Raw genomic sequence first — 21241 nt, 5'->3', positions numbered from 1 at the left:
GGAGCGGCGGAACAGCCTCGGGCGCGACCGATTGAAACCGTTCAATCCTCGGCGCCCCGGGCCGATCAAGGGTCACTCCAGCAACGACCGCATCCGACGTCCCGTCAAGAATGTGCTGCACACTCATTGACCCTCGCCCCGCCCGCCCCTACGTTCACCCGCAGTGAATCGATTCACCCCTACGTCCTTACTGCCTGAGGAGTCTCAGTGATCAGCAGGAGGAACATCCTGGCGGGTACGGCGGCGGCGATGGCCGTCACGGCGAACGCCGTCGGCACCGGATCCGCCCTTGCCGCCCCCGCCTCCGCGACCGCACCGGCCGGGGCAGGCGCCCGTCGCAGCGCCCTGCGCGTCACCGCGCCGACCGTCGAGTACGTACGACACCCCCTCGGCATCGACGCCCCACACCCCCGGCTGAGCTGGCCGATGGCCTCGGACAAGCCGGGCGCGCGGCAGAGCGGCTACCGGATACGCGTGGCCTCCAGTGCCGCGCGGCTGCCGGAGCCGGATGTCTGGGACAGCGGAAAGGTCGTGTCCGAGGAGTCCGTCCTCGTCCCGTACGCGGGCCCGCCGCTCAAGCCGCGCACCCGGTACTACTGGTCGGTGCGCGTGTGGGACGCCGACGGCGGCGCCTCGGACTGGAGCGAGCCGTCGTGGTGGGAGACCGGACTCCTGGACGCCGCGCAGTGGTCCGCGAAGTGGGTCTCCGCTCCCCCGGTCCTCACCGACGCGCCGACGCTCGAAGGCGGCTCCTGGATCTGGTTCCCCGAGGGCGACCCGGCCAACAGCGTCCCGGCGGTGACCCGTTGGTTCCGCCGCACCCTCGATCTGCCCGACGCGGTCACGGCGGCGACGCTGGCCATCAGCGCGGACAACGTGTACACCGTCTCCGTCAACGGCACCGAGGTGGCCCGCACCGATCTGGAGACGGACCAGGACGGCTGGCGCCGCCCCGCCGTCGTCGAGGTCCTCGCCCAGCTGCGTACGGGGAAGAACGTCCTCGCGGTCTCGGCCACCAACGCGTCCGAGGGGCCCGCTGGGCTGATCGCCACCCTCACCCTGCACACGGCCTCCGGAGAGCGGCGGATCGTCACCGACGACGCCTGGAGATCGACCGACAAGGAGCCCGCCGCAGGCTGGCGCGGCACCGACTTCGACGACGGCGCCTGGCCGGCGGCGAAGGAGGCGGCGGCGTGGGGAGCCGGGCCGTGGGGGAAGGTCGTCCCCGCCTCGTACGCGGCCAACCAGCTGCGGCACGAGTTCCGGCTCCCGCGCAAGAAGGTGGCGCGCGCCCGGCTGTACGCCACGGCCCTCGGCGTCTACGAAGCCCACCTCAACGGCCGCCGCGTGGGCCGCGACCAGCTCGCGCCGGGCTGGACCGACTACCGCGAGCGCGTCCACTACCAGACCTACGACGTCACCTCGCTCGTACGGTCCGGGGCCAACGCCATCGGCGCGTGGGTGGCACCGGGCTGGTACGCGGGCAACGTCGGTATGTTCGGGCCGCACCAGTACGGCGAACGCCCGGCGCTGCTGGCCCAGTTGGAGGTCGAGTACACCGACGGGACACGCGAGAGCGTCGTCTCGGACAGCGACTGGCGGGCCGCGTCCGGGCCGATCGTCTCCGCCGACCTGCTGAGCGGCGAGACGTACGACGCGCGCAAGGAGACCGCCGGCTGGACCTCGCCCGGCTTCGACGACGGGGCCTGGCTGGACGCGGTGCGTACCGCGGCGGACGCCGTTCCCCCTCGGATCGAGGCACAGGTGGACGGCGCGGTCCGGGTGGCCAAGGAGCTGCCGGTCCGGAAGGTGACCCGGCCCAAGCCGGGTGTGTACGTCTTCGACCTGGGCCAGAACATGGTGGGTTCGGTACGGCTGCGGGTCTCGGGAGCGGCGGGCACGACCGTCCGGCTCAGGCATGCCGAGGTGCTCAACGCGGACGGCACCCTGTACACCGCGAACCTGCGGACCGCCGCGGCGACCGACACGTACACGCTCAAGGGCGGTGGGCGGGAGACGTACGAGCCGCGGTTCACCTTCCACGGGTTCCGCTATGTCGAGGTGACCGGGTATCCGGGCACTCCCACGGCGGGAGACCTCACCGGTCGGGTGATGCACACCTCCGCGCCCTTCACCTTCGACTTCGAGACCGACGTCCCGATGCTCAACACCCTGCACAGCAACATCACCTGGGGGCAGCGCGGCAACTTCCTCTCCGTCCCGACGGACACGCCCGCGCGTGACGAACGCCTGGGCTGGACGGGCGACATCAACGTCTTCGCGCCGACGGCCGCCTACACGATGGAGTCCGCCCGGTTCCTCACCAAGTGGCTGGTCGACCTGCGCGACGGGCAGACCGCGGAGGGCGCCTTCACCGACGTGGCACCCATGGTGGGCACGGTCGGCAACGGGGTGGCGGGCTGGGGCGACGCGGGCGTCACGGTCCCCTGGGCGCTGTACCAGGCGTACGGCGACCGGCAGGTCCTGGCGGACGCCTGGTCCTCCGTACAGGCCTGGCTGACGTACCTGGAGAAGAACAGCAGCGGGCTGCTGCGGCCGGACGCCGGGTACGGCGACTGGCTGAACGTCGAGGACGAGACGCCCAGGGACGTCATCGCCACCGCCTACTTCGCCCACAGCGCCGACCTCGCGGCCCGTACGGCCAAGGAACTCGGCAAGGATCCCGCCCCCTACGCCGATCTCTTCGGGCGCGTACGGGCCGCGTTCCAGAAGGCCTATGTCACCGCCGAGGGCCGGGTGAAGGGCGACACACAGACGGCGTACGTGCTCGCCCTGTCGATGGACCTGCTGCCGGACGGGCTGCGGGCGGCGGCGGCCGACCGGCTCGTCGCGCTGATCGAGGCAAGGGACTGGCATCTGTCGACGGGCTTCCTCGGTACGCCCCGGCTGCTGCCCGTGCTGACCGAGACCGGGCACACCGAGGTCGCCCACCGGCTGCTCGCCCAGCGCTCCTATCCCAGCTGGGGCTATCAGATCGACAAGGGCTCCACCACGATGTGGGAGCACTGGGACTCCATCCGGCCCGACGGCAGCTTCGAGGACCCGGGCATGAACTCCTTCAACCACTACGCCTACGGGTCGGTGGGCGAGTGGATGTACACGAACATCGCCGGTATCGCGGCGGGCCGGCCCGGCTACCGCGAGATCGTCGTCCGGCCGCGGCCGGGCGGGGGTGTCACCTCCGCCCGCGCCACGTTCGCCTCGGTCCGCGGGCCCGTCTCCACGCAGTGGCGGCAGCGGTCCGGCACGTTCACCCTGACGTGCTCCGTGCCGCCCAACACCACCGCCGAGGTGTGGATCCCGACGGACGCTCCGGACGAGGTCACCCACACCGCCGCGACGTTCCTGCGCCGTGAGGACGGGTGCGCGGTGTACCGGGTCGGTTCCGGCACCCACCGCTTCAGCGCGTAGCGCGGCGGTCCCGCGGCGGCGTCCAACACACCCTGGACGCCGCCGCGTTGGCGGGGCTCCGCGGATGCGCGGTGGCCTGCCCATAAGGTGCTCGCATGTCTGCCTCGCTGAGTTCCGCCAGATCCCGCGCCGCGCTGCGCGCATCGGCGCGTATTTCCGTCGAGCTGCTGCTGGTCCTGGTGATGACCGCGGTGGCTCTCTGGCTCCTGGGCCGGATGTGGTCCGTGGTGTGGCCACTCATAGTGGGCCTGCTCTTCACCACACTGACCTGGCCCGTGGCCCGCTTCCTGCGCCGGCACGGGTGGCGGCCCGCACTGGCCGCCTCCGCGGTGACCGTGCTGTTCCTGCTCCTGGCCGCGGCCGTGGTGGCACTGATCGTGGTCCCGGTGGCCTCCCAGTCGGGCGAGTTGACCGACGGGGTGGTGGACGGCCTGCACAAGGTGCGGGACTGGGCCGCCGGGCCGCCGCTGAACATCGGCGAGGCCGAGATCTCGGGTGCCGTGGACGACGCGGTGAAACGCGTCCGCGAGAGCGCCGGGAACATGGTCGGCACCTTCGTGACGGGCGTGTCCACCGTGGTCGACGGTGTGGTCACCGTCGTCCTGGCGGTCTTCCTGATGTTCTTCTTCCTCAAGGACGGCCCCCGGTTCCTGCCCTGGCTCGGCCGGCAGCTCCCCGGCCGGCTCGCCACCGACGTCCCGACCGTGGCGGCCCGCAGCTGGGACACGCTCGGGTCGTTCGTCCGTCTGCAGGCGGCCGTGGGACTGCTCGACGCCGTCTTCATCGGCATCGGCCTGTGGATCGTGGACGTCCCGCTGGTGCTTCCGCTCTCGGTGCTGACCTTCGTCTCGGCGTTCGTGCCGATCGTGGGCGCCATGTTCGCCGGCTTCGTCGCCGTGCTCATCGCCCTGGTGTCCAACGGTCTGACGGACGCGCTGATCGTGCTGGCGATCATCCTCGTCGTGCAGCAGTTGGAGGGCAACGTCTTCCAGCCCATCATCCAGGGCCGCGGGCTCGGACTGCACGCGGCGGTGGTCCTGCTCGCGGTGACGCTCGGGGGCAGTCTGGCGGGCGTGGTGGGCAGTCTGCTGGCCGTTCCGGTCGCCGCGGTGGTCGCCGTGTTCTGGAACTACCTGCGCGAGCAGCTCACCGAGCCGCCGGGGGAACAGGACGCCGGAGAGCCGCGTACCGACGGCGCCGTCCCCTCCTGAGGGCCACCGACGCGCGCGACCGGCCCGGATCACCCTCGTGGAGGGAGGTCCGGGCCGGTCGTCGACGGGCTGCGGTCGGCCTTCAGCGTCCTGCTGCCGTCACCAGCCGTCCTCGGACGAGGACTCTATGACGCGGCGCCGCCGCCGGCCCCTGCTGCGGGCGCGGGACGGGGCGGCCTGGCTGCTCACCATGTAGTCGTCGTCGGTCTCGGCCCCGGCGTCGTAACGGCTCACGCTCCGCGCGCGGCTCTGCGCCCGGGAGCGCTGCCCGGCGGCACGGCTCTGCGCCCGGTAGGTGCCGGCCTGGTACTGCGAGCTGCTTCCGGGGTAGTCGTCGACGTCGTAGGTGTCGCTCCGGGCGGCCACCCGGCTGCGGCTCCGCCCGCGGCCACGGCCGTCGTCGAAGGGGTCGCCGCCGCCGTACGAGAAGAAACCGTCGACGTCCGGGCGGGCCGTGCTGCGCGTACGGACATGGCTGCGGGCGCGGCTGCGAGCGCGGCTGCGGGACCGGGCACGGTCACCGTCGTCGTCGCCGAACGTGCTCGCGCCGCCGTACTCGTACATGCCCTCCAGGTCCGGCGCGACCGAACGGGCACGGCTACGGCCCCGGCTGCGAGCGCGGCTGCGGGACCGGGCACGGTCACCGTCCTCGTCGCCGAACGTGCTCGCGCCGCCGTACATGCTCTCCGTGTCCGGCGCGACCGAACGGGCACGGCTGCGGGCGCGGCTGCGAGCCCTGCTGCGGTCGCGGTAGGAAGTGTCGAGCTCCCGCGGGCTGTGGCTGCGGTCGCTGTCGGCCAGGTCGGGGTAGTGGCTGAGGGACTGACCGTCGGACGCGCCGTACGAACGCAGCTGGGGAGTGCGCGCCCCGTACTGCCGCATGAGCTCGTCCTGCCGCTGCGCGTCCGGATAGCGCCGGCTGCGCAGGGTGTCCCGCATGCCGGCGAGGTCGGCCTGCTCCTGCGGGATCATGCGGCGGGTGCGCTGCCGCTGGCCGGGGCCCGTGTAGTACGGGATGCGCGGGTTGCTGTGGACCATCGTCTCGAAGCTGCGGTCGGACTGACGGCCCGCCGTCGTGTTCGTCGCGCTGTGGAAGGAGGGGATGTCGTAGCCCGCCTGGTTGATGGCGTACGCCCCGAAGGGGTCGTCGCGCCGCAGGGCGTCCTCCTGCGCGTCGCGGTACTGGCGGGAGTTCAGCCCGGTGCGGCCGACCCTGCTGCTCGTCCCGGTGCCGTCGTGCTCACGGTGGGCACGGTGGGTCTCGTAGTAGGCGGGCAACTCGTTCTCGTGTGCCCTGATCTGCTGCCCGGCCGGCCCCGCGGTGCGTCGGCGCTGACCGCTCTGCCGGCTCGCGGAGTTGAACCCGATGGCGTGCTCGGACTGGTGCGTGCGGTTGCCGTCGATCGACGACCCGAACTCGTCCTCCAGGTCCAGGCGTTCGTTGTTCCGGTAGCCGTAGGTGCCCCTACCCGGCGGCAGACCGCTGCGCTGCACGGACACGGTGGACTGCGGGCCCTGCCCGGAGAGCGCGCGGCTGACGGCCGCGTTGCCCGCGAGGCGCTGCAGATTCAGGACCGACGCCGCCCGCGGTGAACCGTTGCCGCCCGATCCCCCCGAGGTGTCGGCGGTGCGCCCCGCGTTGTCGCGCGGCGGCCTCGCCAGAGGTGTCCGTCCAGCCTTGTCCGGCTCTTCACGCGCCTGCACTCGCCGCTCCCGGGGTGTTCAACAACCGATCGGTCCTAGTTCACCTGAGGGTCTCATTCCTCTTCGCGGGGCCCCAGAGCCGCGAGGGCACCCCTGGTGCCTGTCGGGGCAACGACCCTGCCCCGGGGCCTGTCGCCCTACGGATTCAGTACGACCTTGCCGGCGACGGTGCCCGATTCGGCCAGGCGCAGCGCCTCGGCGGCCCGGGCGAGCGGCAGTTGGGCGGCGATCTGGGCCGTGACCTCGCCACGCCGGTACGCCGCGAAGACCTGGGTGAGGTCGGCGCGCAGCCGGGCGCGGAACCGGTTCCTGGCCAGGGCACGGCCGGCCCAGACATTGAAGAAGTGGGCGCGGCGGCGGTTGGGCAGCGCGTTCCACAGCCACACCCGGCCGAGCAGTTTGAGCACGGGCCACTGCTTGGAACCCTCGTCGTCCCGGGTCGAGGCAGTGCCGTAGGCGACGAGCGTCCCGCCGGGCGCGAGGAGTTGCCAGGAGTCGACGATGCCCCGGCCGCCGACGTGGTCGAAGACGGCGTCCACTCCGCCGGGGGCGAGTTCGCGGACGCGCGCGGCGACGTCCTCCGTGCGGTGGTCGACGGGTACGACTCCCTTCGCCACGAGCGTCTCGTGGTGGCGGGCGGACGCCGTGCCGATCACCTTCACGCCCGCGGCCCGGGCGAGCTGGACGAGGACCGAGCCGACACCGCCGTTGGCGCCGAGGACCAGGACGGTCCGTCCCGCGCGGACGCGTGCCGTGCGGTGCAGCATCTGCCAGGCGGTGATGCCGTTGACCACCAGGGTCTCCGCCTGGGCCGCGCCGATCCCGTCGGGCACCTCCACGACGTCCGCCGCGTCGACGAGCACGTGGGTGGACCAGCCGCCGACCTTCAGCAGGGCCGCCACCCGGGTGCCGACCAGGCCCGGATCGACACCCTCACCCGTGGTCAGCACCGTTCCGACCAGGTCGTAGCCGGGCACGAAGGGGAACGGCGGCTGGTCGAAGTAGCGGCCCCGGCGCATCTGCTGTTCGGCGAAGGAGACGCCGGTCGCCTCCATCCGCACCAGGACCTGACCGGGGCCCGCGACGGGGACGGCTCCGCGCCTGACCTGGAGGCCCTCCGGCTCCACCTTGCCCGGCAGGACGACCTCGACGAGTCCTTCGGCGTTCACGACGACCTCCATGGCGCTGCGCTCGGCCTCACAGCTCTTGACTGACTGCTTCTTGCGTTCGTTAGAAGTTGTAACTCACACTGCGCCGTACAGTCAATAACGCCAGTGATAACCTCTAACTTGACGCGACGCGCCGACACGGAAAGCGGTACGGCATGACGGACACGGGGACAGGCACGGGGACGGCCACCGGCACCGGCACCGGCACCGGCAGGGAGACGCGCGGCGAGACCCCTCGCGAGCGCTACCGCACCCAGGTCCGTGCGGAGATCAAGGCGCACGCCCGGGAACAGCTCGCTGCGGCGGGGGCCTCCGCGCTCTCCCTCAACGCGATCGCCAAGCGGATGGGCATGAGCGGCCCCGCGCTCTACCGGTACTTCGCCAACCGCGACGAGCTGATCACCGAGCTGATCCGGGACGCGTACCGCAGCCTCGCCGACACCTTCGTCGCGACCGCCGCCGCCGACGGTCCCGACCCGTCCGCGCTGGCCTACGCCCTGCGCGACTGGGCCCTTGCGGACCCGCACCGCTACTTCCTCGTCTACGGCACGCCCGTACCCGGCTACCACGCGCCCGACGACATCACCGGGATCGTGCGCGGGATCATGGCGACCCTGCTCGACGCCTGCGCCGCGCTGCCCCCGGACCCTTCCGTGACACCGTTCCGCTCGCACCTCCAAGAGCACCGGCGGTGGGCGGGCGACCACCCCGCCGAGCCCGCGGCCCTGCACCGCGCGCTGACCTTCTGGTCCCGGCTGCACGGGGTGCTGTCCCTGGAGCTCGCGGGCCACTTCACCGGGACGGGGTTCGACCCCGCGCTGTTCTTCGCGGCCGAAGTGGACGAGCTGACCGGGACGTCGGCACCCTGACCCCGGAAGGTCTGCCCGTTCGGGCAGGCTCCTGTGCCTCCGCGCCTCGTGTTACCCGCGGGGCGGCACGTTAGCGTCGTGCGCGTGAGCACCATGACCACAGTGCGTGAGCACCACGACCACAGTGATCGCCGCGGAACGCAGCGCGGTGCAGGGGGAGTTCGCCGGTGATCGACGGCCGGTCGGACGGAACGGGGACGGGGACAGCGGGCCCGCGGACGGCACCGGCCGACGCGTACGGAGTCGAAGCCGAAGAGGCGGTCGAGGACACGGGGACGGGAGGGGCGGCCGGACCAGTGACCGGAGAGCCGGTCGAGAAGTCGGTCGAGGAGCCGCCGAAACAGCGTCCGAAGCGGGTCCGCCGCGGCCCGGGGCCGTTCACGCTGCTCGTACTGCCGGGGCTGGTCGCGCTGATGGGCGTGGCCGGCTTCCTGGCCTACAACGGCAACCTCGCCGACGCCTGGCCGCAGGGCTCCGAACCCGACCCGACCGCCACGAACAGCGTGGACGCCTCGTACATCCCCTGGCTCCGCAAGGCGGTCGCGGACTGCGAGGTCGTCAAGCCGTCGGTGCTCGCGGCCCAGATCGACCGGCTCTCCGGCTGGAGCAACGACGCGGGAGCGCTGTCGGGCGAGAAGGGCATCGCCGCGTTCACGGACGCCCAGTGGAAGAAGTGGGGCAAGGACGACGACGGCAACGGCCGCTCCTCCCCCCGCGATCCGGCGGACGCCCTGATGGCACTCGGCCGCAAGGACTGCTCCCTGGCCGAAAAGGTGACCGGCCTCAGGACCGAGGGAGTCGTCAACGGGGACCTGGTGAACCTCACCCTCGCCGCGTACGCGTCGGGTACGGACGCCGTGGAGAAGGCGGGCCGCGTGCCCACCGACGCGGAGGCCTACATCAAGGAGGTGAAGTCGCTCGCCTCGCGCTACGAGTCGGTCGACCGGGAGAGTTCCGGCGGCGGTGGCACTGTGAACCAGGTACCGGGCGCCGTCCTGGCCGCACCGGTCGCCGACCTCACCGTCACCTCGCCCTACGGGTCGCGCGAACACCCCCTGACCGGGGTGACGAAGCTGCACACCGGGGTCGACTTCGCCTCGCCCCAGGGGGCCCAGGTCTCCGCCGCGTCCAAGGGCCAGGTCGTGTTCGCGGCGATGACGAAGGCGTACGGGAACCGCGTGGTGATCGACCACGGCACCATCGACGGCAAGCGGCTGGAGACGACGTACAGCCATCTGCTGGCCCTCCAGGTGTCCGTCGGGCAGGCGGTGGAGGCCGGGACGCCGGTCGGGCTGGTCGGCTCGACCGGTCTGTCCACCGGCCCTCACCTGCACTTCGAGGTGGTTCTCGACGGGTACTACGCCGATCCCCTGCCCTGGCTCAGGCCCAGCACCTGAGCCGGGCGGATTCGAGTGCGGTCACTCAGCACCTCACTCAGCCCCTCGTTGCATGTTCATGCGCGGTGATGCATAATCTTCCTATGTCTAAGGTCCTCACCTCCCTTCCCGCCGGCGAGCGCGTCGGTATCGCCTTCTCCGGCGGACTCGACACCTCGGTCGCGGTCGCGTGGATGCGCGACAAGGGCGCCGTTCCGTGCACCTACACCGCCGACATCGGCCAGTACGACGAGCCCGACATCGCCTCGGTGCCCGGCCGCGCCAAGGCGTACGGTGCCGAACTCGCGCGCCTGGTCGACTGCCGTGCCGCGCTGGTCGAGGAGGGGCTCGCGGCGCTCACCTGCGGGGCGTTCCACATCCGCTCGGGCGGGCGGGCGTACTTCAACACCACGCCCCTCGGCCGTGCCGTCACCGGCACCCTGCTGGTCCGGGCGATGCTGGAGGACGACGTTCAGATCTGGGGTGACGGCTCGACCTTCAAGGGCAACGACATCGAGCGCTTCTACCGGTACGGGCTGCTCGCCAACCCCCACCTGCGGATCTACAAGCCCTGGCTGGACGCGGACTTCGTGACCGAGCTCGGTGGCCGCAAGGAGATGTCGGAGTGGCTGGTCGCGCACGACCTGCCCTACCGCGACAGCACGGAGAAGGCGTACTCCACCGACGCCAACATCTGGGGCGCCACCCACGAGGCCAAGACCCTGGAGCACCTGGACACGGGTGTGGAGACCGTGGAGCCGATCATGGGCGTCCGGTTCTGGGACCCCGAGGTCGAGATCGCCACCGAGGACGTGACGATCGGCTTCGACCAGGGCCGCCCGGTCACGATCAACGGCAAGGAGTTCGCCTCCGCCGTCGACCTGGTGATGGAGGCCAACGCCATCGGCGGCCGGCACGGCATGGGCATGTCGGACCAGATCGAGAACCGGATCATCGAGGCCAAGAGCCGCGGCATCTACGAGGCGCCGGGCATGGCCCTGCTGCACGCCGCGTACGAGCGCCTGGTCAACGCGATCCACAACGAGGACACGATCGCCCAGTACTACAACGAGGGACGGCGCCTCGGCCGGCTGATGTACGAGGGCCGCTGGCTGGACCCGCAGGCCCTGATGGTGCGCGAGTCGCTGCAGCGCTGGGTCGGCGCGGCCGTCACCGGCGAGGTGACCCTGCGGCTGCGGCGCGGTGAGGACTACTCGATCCTCGACACCCGCGGCCCCGCCTTCAGCTACCACCCGGACAAGCTGTCCATGGAGCGCACCGAGGACTCGGCGTTCGGCCCGGTGGACCGGATCGGCCAGCTCACCATGCGCAACCTCGACATCGCCGACTCGCGCGCCAAGCTGGAGCAGTACGCCGGGCTCGGCCTGATCGGCACCGGCAGCCCCTCCATCGGTGCCGCGCAGGCGGCCTCGACCGGGCTGATCGGCAGCATGCCGGAGATGCCGCAGGGCGGCGCCGAGGCGATCGCGTCCCGCGGCGAGGTCTCCGCGGACGACGAGCTGCTGGACCGCGCGGCGATGGAGTTCGGCACGGACTGATCTCCGGTCGCGGCAGGACGGACGACTGATGGGCGGGCCCGGCGCACACAGCGCCGGGCCCGCCCATCGGTTCGTTCACCGGGCCCGCCCATCGTTTCGTTCAGCGCCGGATCAGCGGCCGGATCAGTGGGCGGCCTCCGTGATCCGGATGCCGTTGCTGTCGCCGTCGGACAGGAACGCGGCCAACGCCTGAGCCTCCTCGGCCACGGCGGCGCGGTCGGCCCGGGAGAAGCCGTGCAACGGGGTGACCGTCACGGTGCCGTCCTTGCCGGCGGTCCAGGTCGCGGCGACCCGCCCGCCGACCAGGACGACCCGCTCACCGGCCACCGACAGACCGCGGTGTGCGTCGTCGATGATCCGGCCACGGTCCTGGTAGCCGAGGATCGCGTTGTCGAACGCCGGCAGGAACCGCACCGGGACCGGTGTGTCCGGGTCGGGGCGGGGAGCGTCGGGCAGGTCCAGCAGCTCCCGGCCCCGCTCGTCACGGAAGGCCACCAGCTCTCCGCGTACGGCCGCGACGGCGGCGGGCAGTCCCGCCAGGCCGCACCAGGCGCGCAGATCGGCCGAGGCGGCGGGGCCGAACGCGGCCAGATAGCGCCGGACCAGCGCCTGGCCCACCGGGTCTGAGCCGTCCCCGTTCGGCGGATCGGCCTCGCGCCCCAGCCAGGAAGAGAGCGTCACATTGCGTACCCCCGCTCTCGTCCGCCACAGCCCGCGCGGCGGAAGCTGCGCCATCGGCACGAGAGCGGCGATCAGCATCTCGCCCAGCGCCCTCGGCCCCGGGTCCGGCCAGCGCTCCCCGACCGCCCGCGCCAGCTCGGTCATCGTGCGGGGCTCGCCGTCGGCCATGACGGCCCGGCCGGCCGCCGCGAGCTCGTCGAGGTCCACCCCGGTGAGCTCACGGCGGTAGGTCCCGAGCACCCGTTGGCGCAGCATCGCCGTGTGCCGTCCCCGCCACGCCAGCGCGTCGTCGGCGGTGACGAGGTGGACGGTGCGGCGCATCAGGTGGGTGCGCACCACCTGCCGCCCGGTCATCAGGTCCGAGAGCGCCGAGGGGTCGAAGGCGGACAGCCTGGACCATAGCCCGACGAACGGCTCCTGCGGCTCCTGTGCCTGCAGCCCGCCCAGGTGGGCGACGGCGTCGAGGACCGGCAGATCGGCGCGGTCGAGCAGCAACTGCCGGGCCAGCGTCGCGCGGTTGAGCGCCCGGGTGCCGAGAACGGTCGACGTGCGCACCGCTCAGGTCGCCTTGCGGCCGTCGATCGACTCGCGCAGGATGTCCGCGTGTCCGGCGTGCTGGGCGGTCTCCGCGATGACGTGCATCAGCACCCGGCGGGCGCTGTGCACCGACCCCGGCTCGTTCCAGGGCGCCTCGGGCAGCGGGTGCGTCACGGACAGGTCGGGCAGCTGTGCGACGACCTCCTCGGTCCGGGCGGCCACCTCCTCGTACCGTTCAATGATCCCGGCCAGCGTGTCGCCGGGCAGCATCCGGAAGTTGTTCTGGTGGTCGATGGCCCACTGCGGGAACTCGCGTGCGGTACCGGACGCGAAGTCGGCCCAGGTGACACCGTCCGGCAGGTCGAAGCTCATCGCGGACGGGCCCTCGATCACGAAGCGCAGCCAGCTCTCCTCGACGGCCGCGACATGCTTGATCAGTCCGCCGAGGGACAGCGTGCTGACCGTCGGGCTCTGGCCGGCCTGTTCGTCACTGAGACCGTGGGCCGTGGCCGTCAGAGCCGCCCGGACGGTCGCGAGCTCGGCGAGCAGGTCGCTCCGCTCGGGGTCGAGGCCGGGCCTGGGAGCGGTCGTGGTGGTGACGTCGGTCGCGTCGGTCATGGTGATCGGGTCCTTCTTCTCGTCGGTGGCCGTGCGGTCGGGCACAAGAAGACGATCCCAGCAGAAGAGGTCAGGTTGTGGCCGCTACATGCGTGCACCATGGAGCCATGCCGAAAACATCAGCGCGCCTGCTGTCCCTGCTCTCGCTGCTCCAGGCACGCCGGGACTGGCCCGGTGCGCTGCTGGCCGAGCGGCTGGACATCAGCCCGCGCACCGTGCGCCGCGACGTCGACCGGCTGCGCGAACTCGGCTATCCCATCGTGGCCTTCAAGGGGCCGGACGGCGGGTACCGCCTCGACGCGGGTACGGAGCTGCCGCCGCTGCTGTTCGACGACGAGCAGGCCGTGGCCCTCGCCGTCGCGCTCCAGATCGCGACCGCCTCCGGCGCCGGTATCGGGGAGGCGGCGGTGCGCGCGCTGGCCACCGTGCGGCAGGTCATGCCCGCGCGGCTGCGGCACCGGATCGACACCCTTCAGGTCACCGCCGTCGAACGGCCCGCGTCCCGGTCGGTACCGCAGCTCGACAGCGGGGTGCTCCTGACGCTCGGTGCCACCGTCCACGCCTGCGAGGTACTGCGCTTCGACTACACCTCGGCGAGCACGACCGCGACCGCGACGGCTGAAGCGGCTGCGGCGCCGGCGCCGCCGCGCAGGGTCGAGCCCCACCACCTCGTCACCTGGGGCGGGCGCTGGTATCTCGTCGCCTGGGACCTGGACCGCGAGGACTGGCGGACCTTCCGCGCCGACCGGATCACCCCGCGTGTCCCCACCGGCCCCCGCTTCGTCCCGCGCGAGCTCCCCGGCGGCGACGTGGCCGCCTTCGTGGCCGCCAGGTTCCGCGGCGCCGACGGCTCCGGCGACTGGCCCTGCCGCGGAGAGGTGATCCTCGCCAGACCCGCCGGCGACGTGGCCCGGTACACGCAGGACGGAGTCGTCGAGGCGCTCGGACCGCAGCGGTGCAGGGTCACCCTCGGTTCGTGGTCGTGGGTCGGCCTGGCCGCCACCCTCGGCCGCTTCGACGCCGACATGGAGGTCGTCGGCCCCGCCGAGCTCAAGGACGCGTTCGCCCAGCTGGCCCGCCGCTACGCCGACGCCGCATCCGACCGGGAGGACACGGCGCAGGCCGGCTGACGCCGGAGGGCGACCTCTTACGGACCGGTGACGTGGTGCGCGTACCCCTGCTCGGAGGCATGGGAGCGCCCTAGGGTTCGGCACATGCGTGTACTGGTCACCGGCGGTGCCGGGTTCATCGGGTCCCATGTCGTCGAGGCGTTGCGGGCGGGGGGACACGAGCCCGTGGTGTTCGACCTACGAGCCGCAGGAGGAGGGACGGGTGCCGACGTCCGTGACGGCGACGCGGTGTCGGCGGCCGTCTCCGGGGTCGACGCGGTCTGTCACCAGGCGGCGATGGTCGGCCTGGGCAAAGGGGTCGCGGACGCGGCCGAGTACGTCTCCCACAACGACCTCGGTACCGCCGTGCTCCTGGCGGCGATGGCCGAGGCAGGGGTGCGCCGGCTCGTGCTGGCCGGGTCGATGGTCGTGTACGGGGAGGGCCGGTACTCCTGTGCGCGGCACGGCGGGGTGCGCCCCGGACCGCGGTCGGCCGCCGATCTGACGGCGGGCCGGTTCGAGCCGCGGTGCCCGTCCTGCGGCGCGGACCTGGTGCCCGGTCTGGTCCGCGAGGACGCCCCGGCCGACCCGCGCAACGTGTACGCGACGACCAAGCTCGCGCAGGAACACCTGGCCGCCGCGTGGGCGCGCTCGACGGAGGGTACGGCGGTCTCGCTGCGGTACCACAACGTCTACGGGCCCGGGATGCCGCGCGACACCCCGTACGCCGGTGTCGCCTCGTTCTTCCGTTCCGCGTTGGCCCGCGGCGCCGCTCCACAGGTCTTCGAGGACGGCGGCCAGCGGCGGGACTTCGTGCACGTACGGGACGTGGCGGCGGCCAATGTGACGGCGCTTCAGGCGGATGCGGCGGGCGGCGCGCTGACGGCGTACAACGTCGGGAGCGGGGAGCCGCACACCGTCGGCGAGATGGCCCGGGCGCTGGCCGACGCGCACGGCGGGCCCGAGCCCGTGGTGACCGGCGAGTTCCGGCTGGGGGACGTACGGCACATCACCGCGGACTCGTCCCGGCTGCGGACCGAGCTGGGCTGGCGGCCCGAGGTCGGATTCGCCGAGGGCATGCGGGAGTTCGCGGTGGCGCGCCTGCGGGGCGAGTGAGCCGGGGCCCGCGCTCAGCTTGTTCTTTATGGTCCGAGTCGGTTTCGTTCAGTGATGCTTGCTGATCGCTTCACGGTTTTGCCCACGTCGTAGTGGGCGGTGGGTCGCCGGTTCTTCGAGCCAGCTGGCCGTCCGGGACCGGGTGTTGAGGGTTTGGGCGCACGGGCCGGACAGAGCAGGTGCGGGCGGAGGTTCCTGAACCCCCGGCGAACTCGGGCCGGGGTGAGCCGGCCGGGCTCGGCCGGTTTCTCCCACGGCCGTCTCAGGTCGGTGGCCGCCTGGCGGAGGAGACGGAGCTGAGTGTGGGCCGCGATGACGATCCAGGTCCAGCGTTCGCCGGCCTCGGGGGTGCGGAGTTTCGGCCGGGTCCAGCCCAGGGTCTGCTTCATCAGTCGGAACGTGTGCTCCAGGTCGAAGCGCCTCAGGAACGTCTGCCAGCGGACATCGACGTCCTCGCCGCTCACGGCGGTGGCCGACGACCACAGCCAGAGGGGCAGCGGGTCCTGGCCCCCGGGCAGGCGGTCGACCTGGAGATGGATCAGCGTGCCTTCGATGACGGGGAGTTCGCCGGTGTGGTCGATCCACGCGGAGCGGGTGGTCAGGCGGGGGTGGATGTGGTCCCAGGCCATCGCGCGGGCAGTGCCGTACCGGTCGGTGACCTGCACGGTTGTCGCGTCGGGCTCGCCCCAGGTCTCCGGCTTGGCGAAGCGGAACTCCCCGCCGTGCTTGGGCGGGTGGCCGCCGCGGGGGTGGGCCAGGTAGTACTCCTCACGGGAGGGCGCCGGGCGGCGCATGACCCGGTCCGTGCGCATCCGCCCGAGGACCTCGACCGGGAGACCGCCGAGGAGGTGGGCCATGCGCGGGGCGTCGTAGCCCGCGTCGAAGACGATGAGGATGTCGCGGTCGCCGACGTGCCAGCGGCCCATCTCGATCAGGTCCGTGACCACCCGGCGGAGCTGGGCGGCGGTGACCTCGGCGACGTCGTCGGCGGGTCCGAGGCGGACGGCGTCCAGGAACTGGCACCAAGACGTCCGGCCCGATTCGAGGGCGGCGACGAAGGAGTACGGCCAGCCGGGGATGAATTGGTCCGAGGACCGGCCGCTGCGGCCGTAGACGTGGCAGAACAGACGATCCGCGCTGGTCGGGGCGTCGGGACGGAGCCAGTTGCTCACGTCGACGGCGAGGACAAGGCGCCCGTCGGCGGCCTGCGGCATGGGCAGGCCAGCCAGTACCTGCCGCAGCCGGGGCACGTCGATGGTCCCGTTGTTCAGCGCGTCGTACATCGCGCCGTGACCCCGCCGGTGCTCGGCCACCAGCGTCAGGTCCACCGGCGTTCTCACCGGTCCGTCCGCGCACAGCAACGCGTCGGTGAGGTCGAACAGTTCGTCCCCGCGTGCGGTCAGGCAGGCGAATAGATCGTCCCGGTAGCGTGACGCCACCAGGAACGGCTCTCCCTCTACATCTTGATGCAGCAAACCCACCCCGCGGCCTTCGCCTGTCCTGCGTCTCTGCGCCGGAGTTCAGCATCAAGCGACGGCCGCCGTGCTGTCGCGCAGTTCCGGTTTTGCGATCAAGTTCGAGGAAGCGTTCGAGCGGTCGAGTCCGCGACCTGGGTATAGAGGCGCTACTCGGCCCGCCACCAGCCCTGTCCGACGTGCCAGTCCCTCACCCAGTGCAGGAAATCGCCCCCCGGTTGATCGGACGGGCGGTCGGAATAGGGTGCGGCGCATCCGTCTCTGAGCCACCACACCCGGCCGCGTTGCGGCCCGGTCACCACCAGCGTCCAGTACTCACCGGGTCTGTCGCTGCCCAGCAGCACCGAGCCGTGCTGGTAGGTCTGGTGCAGCAGAGACGAGTGGCGGGTGTGGTCGTAGTAGTCGTACTCCCACTGCCACTCCTCCTCAAGAGGGAAGGGCTGGCCGGGCACGCGTACGGCGGCGCCATCGAACGGCTCCGGGCTCATCCAGCAGTCCGCTTCCCAGACGGCCCAGCTGTCCGGTTTCTCTCCCAGGGGCAGCAGACCACCTTCGTCAGGCGGACCATCGTCGGTACCGTTCGCGATCTCGGTCACGAAAGTGCGATACGGCTCCGGCAACACCACCCCGTGCCTTCGCTCCCACGCCCGAAGCTCGTCCCTGTCCAAAGGGCGGTGACGGACCTCTGCCGGAAAAGCTTCACGCAGGACGGCTATCGCACCCGAAATCGCATCTTCCACGCCCTACAGGTATCACCCGGCACTGACACTCTGGCCTCGGACCACTGCACGCAGCAGGTTAAAAGACAAGCTCAGAGCCTGCGGCATATCCCCGGCCGGGCGCGCGGCGTCTGGCACGCACGCTGATCCGACCGGGGTATACACAGGCTCTCAGGTGCCGGCCGCCGCGGGCAGGGTCACTTCGAAACGGCAGCCGCCGGAGATGTTGCGTACGGTGGCGCGGCCCTGGTGGGCCTCGACGATGCCCTGCACGATGGCGAGTCCGAGGCCGGCGCCGGCCGGGGGCGTACGGGCGTCGGTGCCCCGCCAGCCCGTGTCGAAGACCCGCGGGAGGTCCTGTTCGGGGATGCCGCCGCAGCCGTCGGTGACGGACAGGACGACACCGTCGGCCGAGCGGGCGGCGGCCACCGCGACCGTGCCGTCGGCCGGGGTGCGCCGGATCGCGTTGACCAGGAGGTTGCCGAGGACCCGGCTCATCTCCTTGCCGTCCACCTCGACCGGCACCGCTTCGACGAGGTCGCCCACCAGCCGCACCCCGTGCCGGCGGGCGAGCGGGTCCGCGCCGGCGAGGGCGTCGCTGACCAGGTCGTACAGCGACATGCGGGACAGGGACAGCGCGAGTGTTCCGGCGTGGATGCGGGAGAGTTCGAAGAGGTCGCCGACCATGTCGTTGAGGTGGTCGACCTCGGTACGGATCTGGCGCAGATAGCGCTGGGGGTCGGCGGCCACGCCGTCCTCCAGCGCCTCCGACATCGCGCGCAGCCCGGCGAGCGGGGTGCGCAGGTCGTGCGAGATCCAGGCGACGAGTTCGCGGCGGGAGGACTCCAGGGCGCGCTCGCGCATCCGGGAGTCGGCGAGTCTGGCGCTGGTGGCGGCCAGTTCGCGGCTGAGCTCGGCGAGTTCGGCGGTCGCCGGGGTGCCGGGGGCGGTGAAGTCACCGCCGTCACCGAAGGACCGGGCGGCGACGGCGAGTTCGCGGCTGCGGGCGACGACCCACCGGCCGAGCAGCAGCGCGGTGACCATGGAGACGACGGCCGCCATCGCGACGACCGTGGTGACGACGCTCAGGTCGTGCGGGGACAGGAACATCGCCTGCGCCACGGCCAGCGTCCCGGCCAGCATCGCGGTCACCGCCACGGCGACCACCACGGCGAGGGACTGCGTGAGCGAACGGTGCCGGATCAGCCGCAGGGCCGCCGCTCCGGCCAGTCCCGCGACCGCGGCGCCCGCGAAGGCGTACAGGGCGATGAGCAGGGTGCTAAGCATGGTCGGTTTCTTCCTGGCCGGCGGTGTCGGAGGCGGGGGCGGGTGCTGGGGCCGGGGTGTTCCCGGCAGTGGGCCCGGGGGTGTTCCCGGTGAGGTGGGCGTCGTCGCCGGTGGGGTCGAAGCGGTAGCCGACGCCCCATACCGTCTGGATCAGCCGGGGCCGCGCCGGATCGTCCTCGACCTTGCCGCGCAGCCGCCGGACGTGGACGGTCACGGTCGACAGGTCACCGAAGTCCCACCCCCACACCTCGCGCATCAGATCCTCCCGGGCGAACGCGCGGCCCGGATGCCGCAGGAGGAAGGACAGCAGGTCGAACTCCCGCAGGGTGAGGGCGAGTTCCGTGCCCTGCTTGGAGGCGCGGCGCGCGGCGGGATCGACGGTGAGGCCGGCCGCGCTCAGCGGCCGTGCGGCGACGGCGGGCCGGGTGCGGCGCAGTACCGACTCCACCCGCAGCACCAGTTCGCGCGGGCTGAACGGCTTGGTGACGTAGTCGTCCGCGCCCACTTCGAGGCCCATGACGCGGTCGTCCTCGTCGCCCCGGGCGGTGAGCATGATGACGGGCACCGGTCCGCGCTCGCGCAGCCGCCGGCACACCTCCAGGCCGTCCATGCCGGGCAGCATCAGGTCGAGGACCACGAGGTCGGGCCAGTGCGCGGCGGCGCGCGCGAGCGCCTCGGGGCCGTCTCCGGCCCGGTCGACGCCGTAGCCGGCGCGGTCGAGGTATCCGGAGACGACCTCGGCCACGGTGGGGTCGTCGTCGACCACCAGGATCCGGGCGCCCCCGGCGGAACGGGACGCGGCGGGCGGGGCGGTCTGCGAGGCGATCCGAGGGTCGGCCTGAGGGGCCGCCTGCGGGTCGGCGCGAGGAGCCGGGGTCGGTTCGTGCGGCTGGTGCATGCGCCCAGCCTCGCACCGCGTCGTGCGCCGTGCCGCCGGTCGGCCCCGACGTCCCTGTTTCGTAAGGAGCCGATGTCCTGAATGCGCGTTTCGCGTTCGTAGGGTGAAGGGCGTGACAACCCCTCCTGCCTCACCTCCTGTCGACGTGGTCCTCCCCTGCCTCAACGAGGCCGAGGCCCTGCCCTGGGTCCTCGGCCGGATCCCGCCCGGCTGGCGGGCCGTCGTCGTGGACAACGGCTCCACCGACGGCTCGGCCGAGATCGCCCTCGCTCTGGGCGCGCACGTCGTCCACGAACCGCGCCGCGGCTTCGGGGCCGCCTGCCACGCGGGGCTCACCGCCGCCACCGCCGACATCGTCTGCTTCTGCGACTGCGACGCCTCGCTCGACCCCTCGCTCCTCGTTCCCTTCGTACGGCAAGTACGGGAAAGGCAGGCCGACTTGGTGCTGGGCAGACGCCGCCCGCAGGGCCGGTCCGCCTGGCCCGCCCACGCCCGGGCCGGCAATCTCGCGCTCGCCCGGCTGCTGCGCCGCCGCACCGGGCTGCGGCTGCACGACCTCGGACCGCTGCGCGCCGCCCGGCGCGAGCCGCTGCTGGCCCTCGGGCTCACCGACCGGCGCAGCGGCTATCCGCTGCAGATGGTCGTGCGCGCCGCCGACGCGGGCTGGCGGATCGACGAGCACGACGTTCCCTACCTGCCCCGTACGGGCTCCTCCAAGGTCACCGGCACCTGGCTCGGCACCTGGCGGGCCGTCCGGGACATGAGCCGCGTACTGGCCGAACCCGCGTCCCCCGCCTCGGGCACGGCCCGCACCCAGGGCCAGGAGCCGGCCCCGACCGCCCAAGGAGGCACCCACCGATGACCACCCTGCTCGTCATCGCCAAGGAGCCGTTGCCGGGGCGGGTCAAGACCCGGCTCACTCCGCCGTTCACCCCGGCGGAGGCCGCCGCCCTCGCCGAGGCGGCCCTCGCCGACACCCTGAGCGCCGTGGCCGCCACCCCCGCCACCCGCCGGGTGCTCGTCCTGCAAGGGACGCCCGGCCCATGGCTGCCGCCCGGCTTCGACGTCGTACCGCAGTGCGGCGGAGGTCTCGACGAGCGGCTGGCCGCGGCCTTCGCCTGCTGTGACGGACCGGCCCTGCTCATCGGGATGGACACGCCCCAGGTCACTCCGGCCCTGCTCAGCGTGGACCTCACGCAGTGCGACGCCGTTTTCGGGCCGGCCGAGGACGGCGGTTTCTGGGCGCTGGGCCTGGCCGAGCCCGATCCGCGGCTGCTGCGCGGGGTGCCGATGTCGACGCCCACCACCGGGGCCGCGCAGCGGGAGCGGCTCATCGAAGCCGGGCTGCGCGTGCGCGATCTGCCGCCGCTGCGGGACGTCGACACGGCCGCCGACGCCGAGGCGGTCGCCGCGCTCGCGCCCCGGGGCCGCTTCGCCGCCCGTCTCGCCGGACTCACGGCGGTCACCGGACGATGAACCGA

17 protein-coding genes are annotated in these 21241 nt (G+C 72.4%); 9 read left to right on the top strand and 8 right to left on the bottom strand.

All coding sequences use genetic code 11. The annotated features are described in order from the left end of the window. The first annotated feature begins 207 nt into the window (after positions 1-207). Together K3769_RS37245 and K3769_RS37240 are read left to right on the top strand one after the other, a co-directional pair. A complete protein-coding gene (locus K3769_RS37245) occupies positions 208-3432 on the top strand; it encodes an alpha-L-rhamnosidase (RefSeq protein ID WP_267030624.1) in 3225 nt (1074 codons plus the stop codon). A gap of 95 nt (positions 3433-3527) precedes the next feature. After that, positions 3528-4643, top strand: coding sequence for an AI-2E family transporter (locus K3769_RS37240; RefSeq protein ID WP_267030623.1), 1116 nt, complete (start codon positions 3528-3530; stop codon positions 4641-4643). Positions 4644-4742: 99 nt separating this feature from the next. On the opposite strand, the gene K3769_RS37235 is transcribed toward K3769_RS37240, so the two are convergent. Next, entirely contained in the window at positions 4743-6347 is a 1605-nt protein-coding gene (locus K3769_RS37235) for a hypothetical protein (RefSeq protein ID WP_267030622.1), read from the bottom strand. Between the two features lie 137 nt (positions 6348-6484). Beyond that, positions 6485-7528 (bottom strand): medium chain dehydrogenase/reductase family protein, encoded by a 1044-nt coding sequence (locus tag K3769_RS37230; RefSeq protein ID WP_267030621.1) that lies wholly within the window; start codon positions 7526-7528, stop codon positions 6485-6487. Between the two features lie 143 nt (positions 7529-7671). Here K3769_RS37230 and K3769_RS37225 point away from each other — a divergent pair, with 143 nt between their 5' ends. The 3 genes from K3769_RS37225 to argG all read left to right on the top strand — a co-directional run bounded on the left by K3769_RS37225 (position 7672) and on the right by argG (position 11320). Further along, a complete protein-coding gene (locus K3769_RS37225; RefSeq protein WP_267030620.1) occupies positions 7672-8385 on the top strand; it encodes a TetR/AcrR family transcriptional regulator in 714 nt (237 codons plus the stop codon). Positions 8386-8681: 296 nt separating this feature from the next. Next, positions 8682-9782, top strand: a complete 1101-nt coding sequence (locus K3769_RS37220) for a M23 family metallopeptidase (RefSeq protein WP_267031711.1) — start codon at positions 8682-8684, stop codon at positions 9780-9782. Between the two features lie 83 nt (positions 9783-9865). After that, positions 9866-11320, top strand: a complete 1455-nt coding sequence (argG, locus tag K3769_RS37215; RefSeq protein ID WP_267030619.1) for an argininosuccinate synthase — start codon at positions 9866-9868, stop codon at positions 11318-11320. Between the two features lie 123 nt (positions 11321-11443). On the opposite strand, the gene K3769_RS37210 is transcribed toward argG, so the two are convergent. Both K3769_RS37210 and K3769_RS37205 read right to left on the bottom strand, forming a co-directional pair. Beyond that, positions 11444-12556 carry a winged helix DNA-binding domain-containing protein gene (locus K3769_RS37210; RefSeq protein ID WP_267030618.1) on the bottom strand — a complete coding sequence of 371 codons (1113 nt, stop codon included), beginning with the start codon at positions 12554-12556 and terminating at the stop codon, positions 11444-11446. Between the two features lie 3 nt (positions 12557-12559). Continuing rightward, positions 12560-13156 (bottom strand): DinB family protein, encoded by a 597-nt coding sequence (locus K3769_RS37205; protein ID WP_267031710.1) that lies wholly within the window; start codon positions 13154-13156, stop codon positions 12560-12562. 107 nt (positions 13157-13263) lie between these two features. On the opposite strand from K3769_RS37205, the gene K3769_RS37200 reads away from it, so the two are divergent. Next, entirely contained in the window at positions 13264-14286 is a 1023-nt protein-coding gene (locus tag K3769_RS37200; RefSeq protein WP_267030617.1) for a helix-turn-helix transcriptional regulator, read from the top strand. Between the two features lie 84 nt (positions 14287-14370). Then, a complete protein-coding gene (locus tag K3769_RS37195; RefSeq protein WP_267030616.1) occupies positions 14371-15381 on the top strand; it encodes an NAD-dependent epimerase/dehydratase family protein in 1011 nt (336 codons plus the stop codon). 26 nt (positions 15382-15407) lie between these two features. On the opposite strand, the gene K3769_RS37190 is transcribed toward K3769_RS37195, so the two are convergent. From K3769_RS37190 to K3769_RS37175, 4 genes are all read right to left on the bottom strand, one after another. Then, complete coding sequence (locus K3769_RS37190; RefSeq protein WP_282566186.1) at positions 15408-16856, bottom strand: NF041680 family putative transposase; 1449 nt, start codon at positions 16854-16856, stop codon at positions 15408-15410. 149 nt (positions 16857-17005) lie between these two features. Next, entirely contained in the window at positions 17006-17596 is a 591-nt protein-coding gene (locus K3769_RS37185; protein ID WP_267027046.1) for an SMI1/KNR4 family protein, read from the bottom strand. Between the two features lie 150 nt (positions 17597-17746). Next, positions 17747-18862, bottom strand: a complete 1116-nt coding sequence (locus K3769_RS37180; RefSeq protein WP_267030615.1) for a sensor histidine kinase — start codon at positions 18860-18862, stop codon at positions 17747-17749. Next, positions 18855-19760, bottom strand: coding sequence for a response regulator transcription factor (locus K3769_RS37175; protein WP_267030614.1), 906 nt, complete (start codon positions 19758-19760; stop codon positions 18855-18857). The genes K3769_RS37180 and K3769_RS37175 overlap by 8 nt, the downstream gene beginning before the upstream one ends. A 103-nt stretch (positions 19761-19863) precedes the next feature. Between K3769_RS37175 and K3769_RS37170 the strand changes: the two genes are divergently transcribed. Beyond that, positions 19864-20622 carry a glycosyltransferase family 2 protein gene (locus tag K3769_RS37170; RefSeq protein ID WP_267030613.1) on the top strand — a complete coding sequence of 253 codons (759 nt, stop codon included), beginning with the start codon at positions 19864-19866 and terminating at the stop codon, positions 20620-20622. Continuing rightward, complete coding sequence (locus K3769_RS37165) at positions 20619-21236, top strand: TIGR04282 family arsenosugar biosynthesis glycosyltransferase (RefSeq protein WP_267030612.1); 618 nt, start codon at positions 20619-20621, stop codon at positions 21234-21236. Before K3769_RS37170 ends, K3769_RS37165 begins: the two co-directional genes overlap by 4 nt. Positions 21237-21241: the final 5 nt, after the last annotated feature.

Origin of the sequence: Streptomyces ortus, from assembly GCF_026341275.1 — a bacterium.
Lineage (GTDB): Bacteria > Actinomycetota > Actinomycetes > Streptomycetales > Streptomycetaceae > Streptomyces > Streptomyces ortus.
Note: the sequence above shows the minus strand (reverse complement) of the source record. Positions and strands in the feature narration are given on the sequence as shown.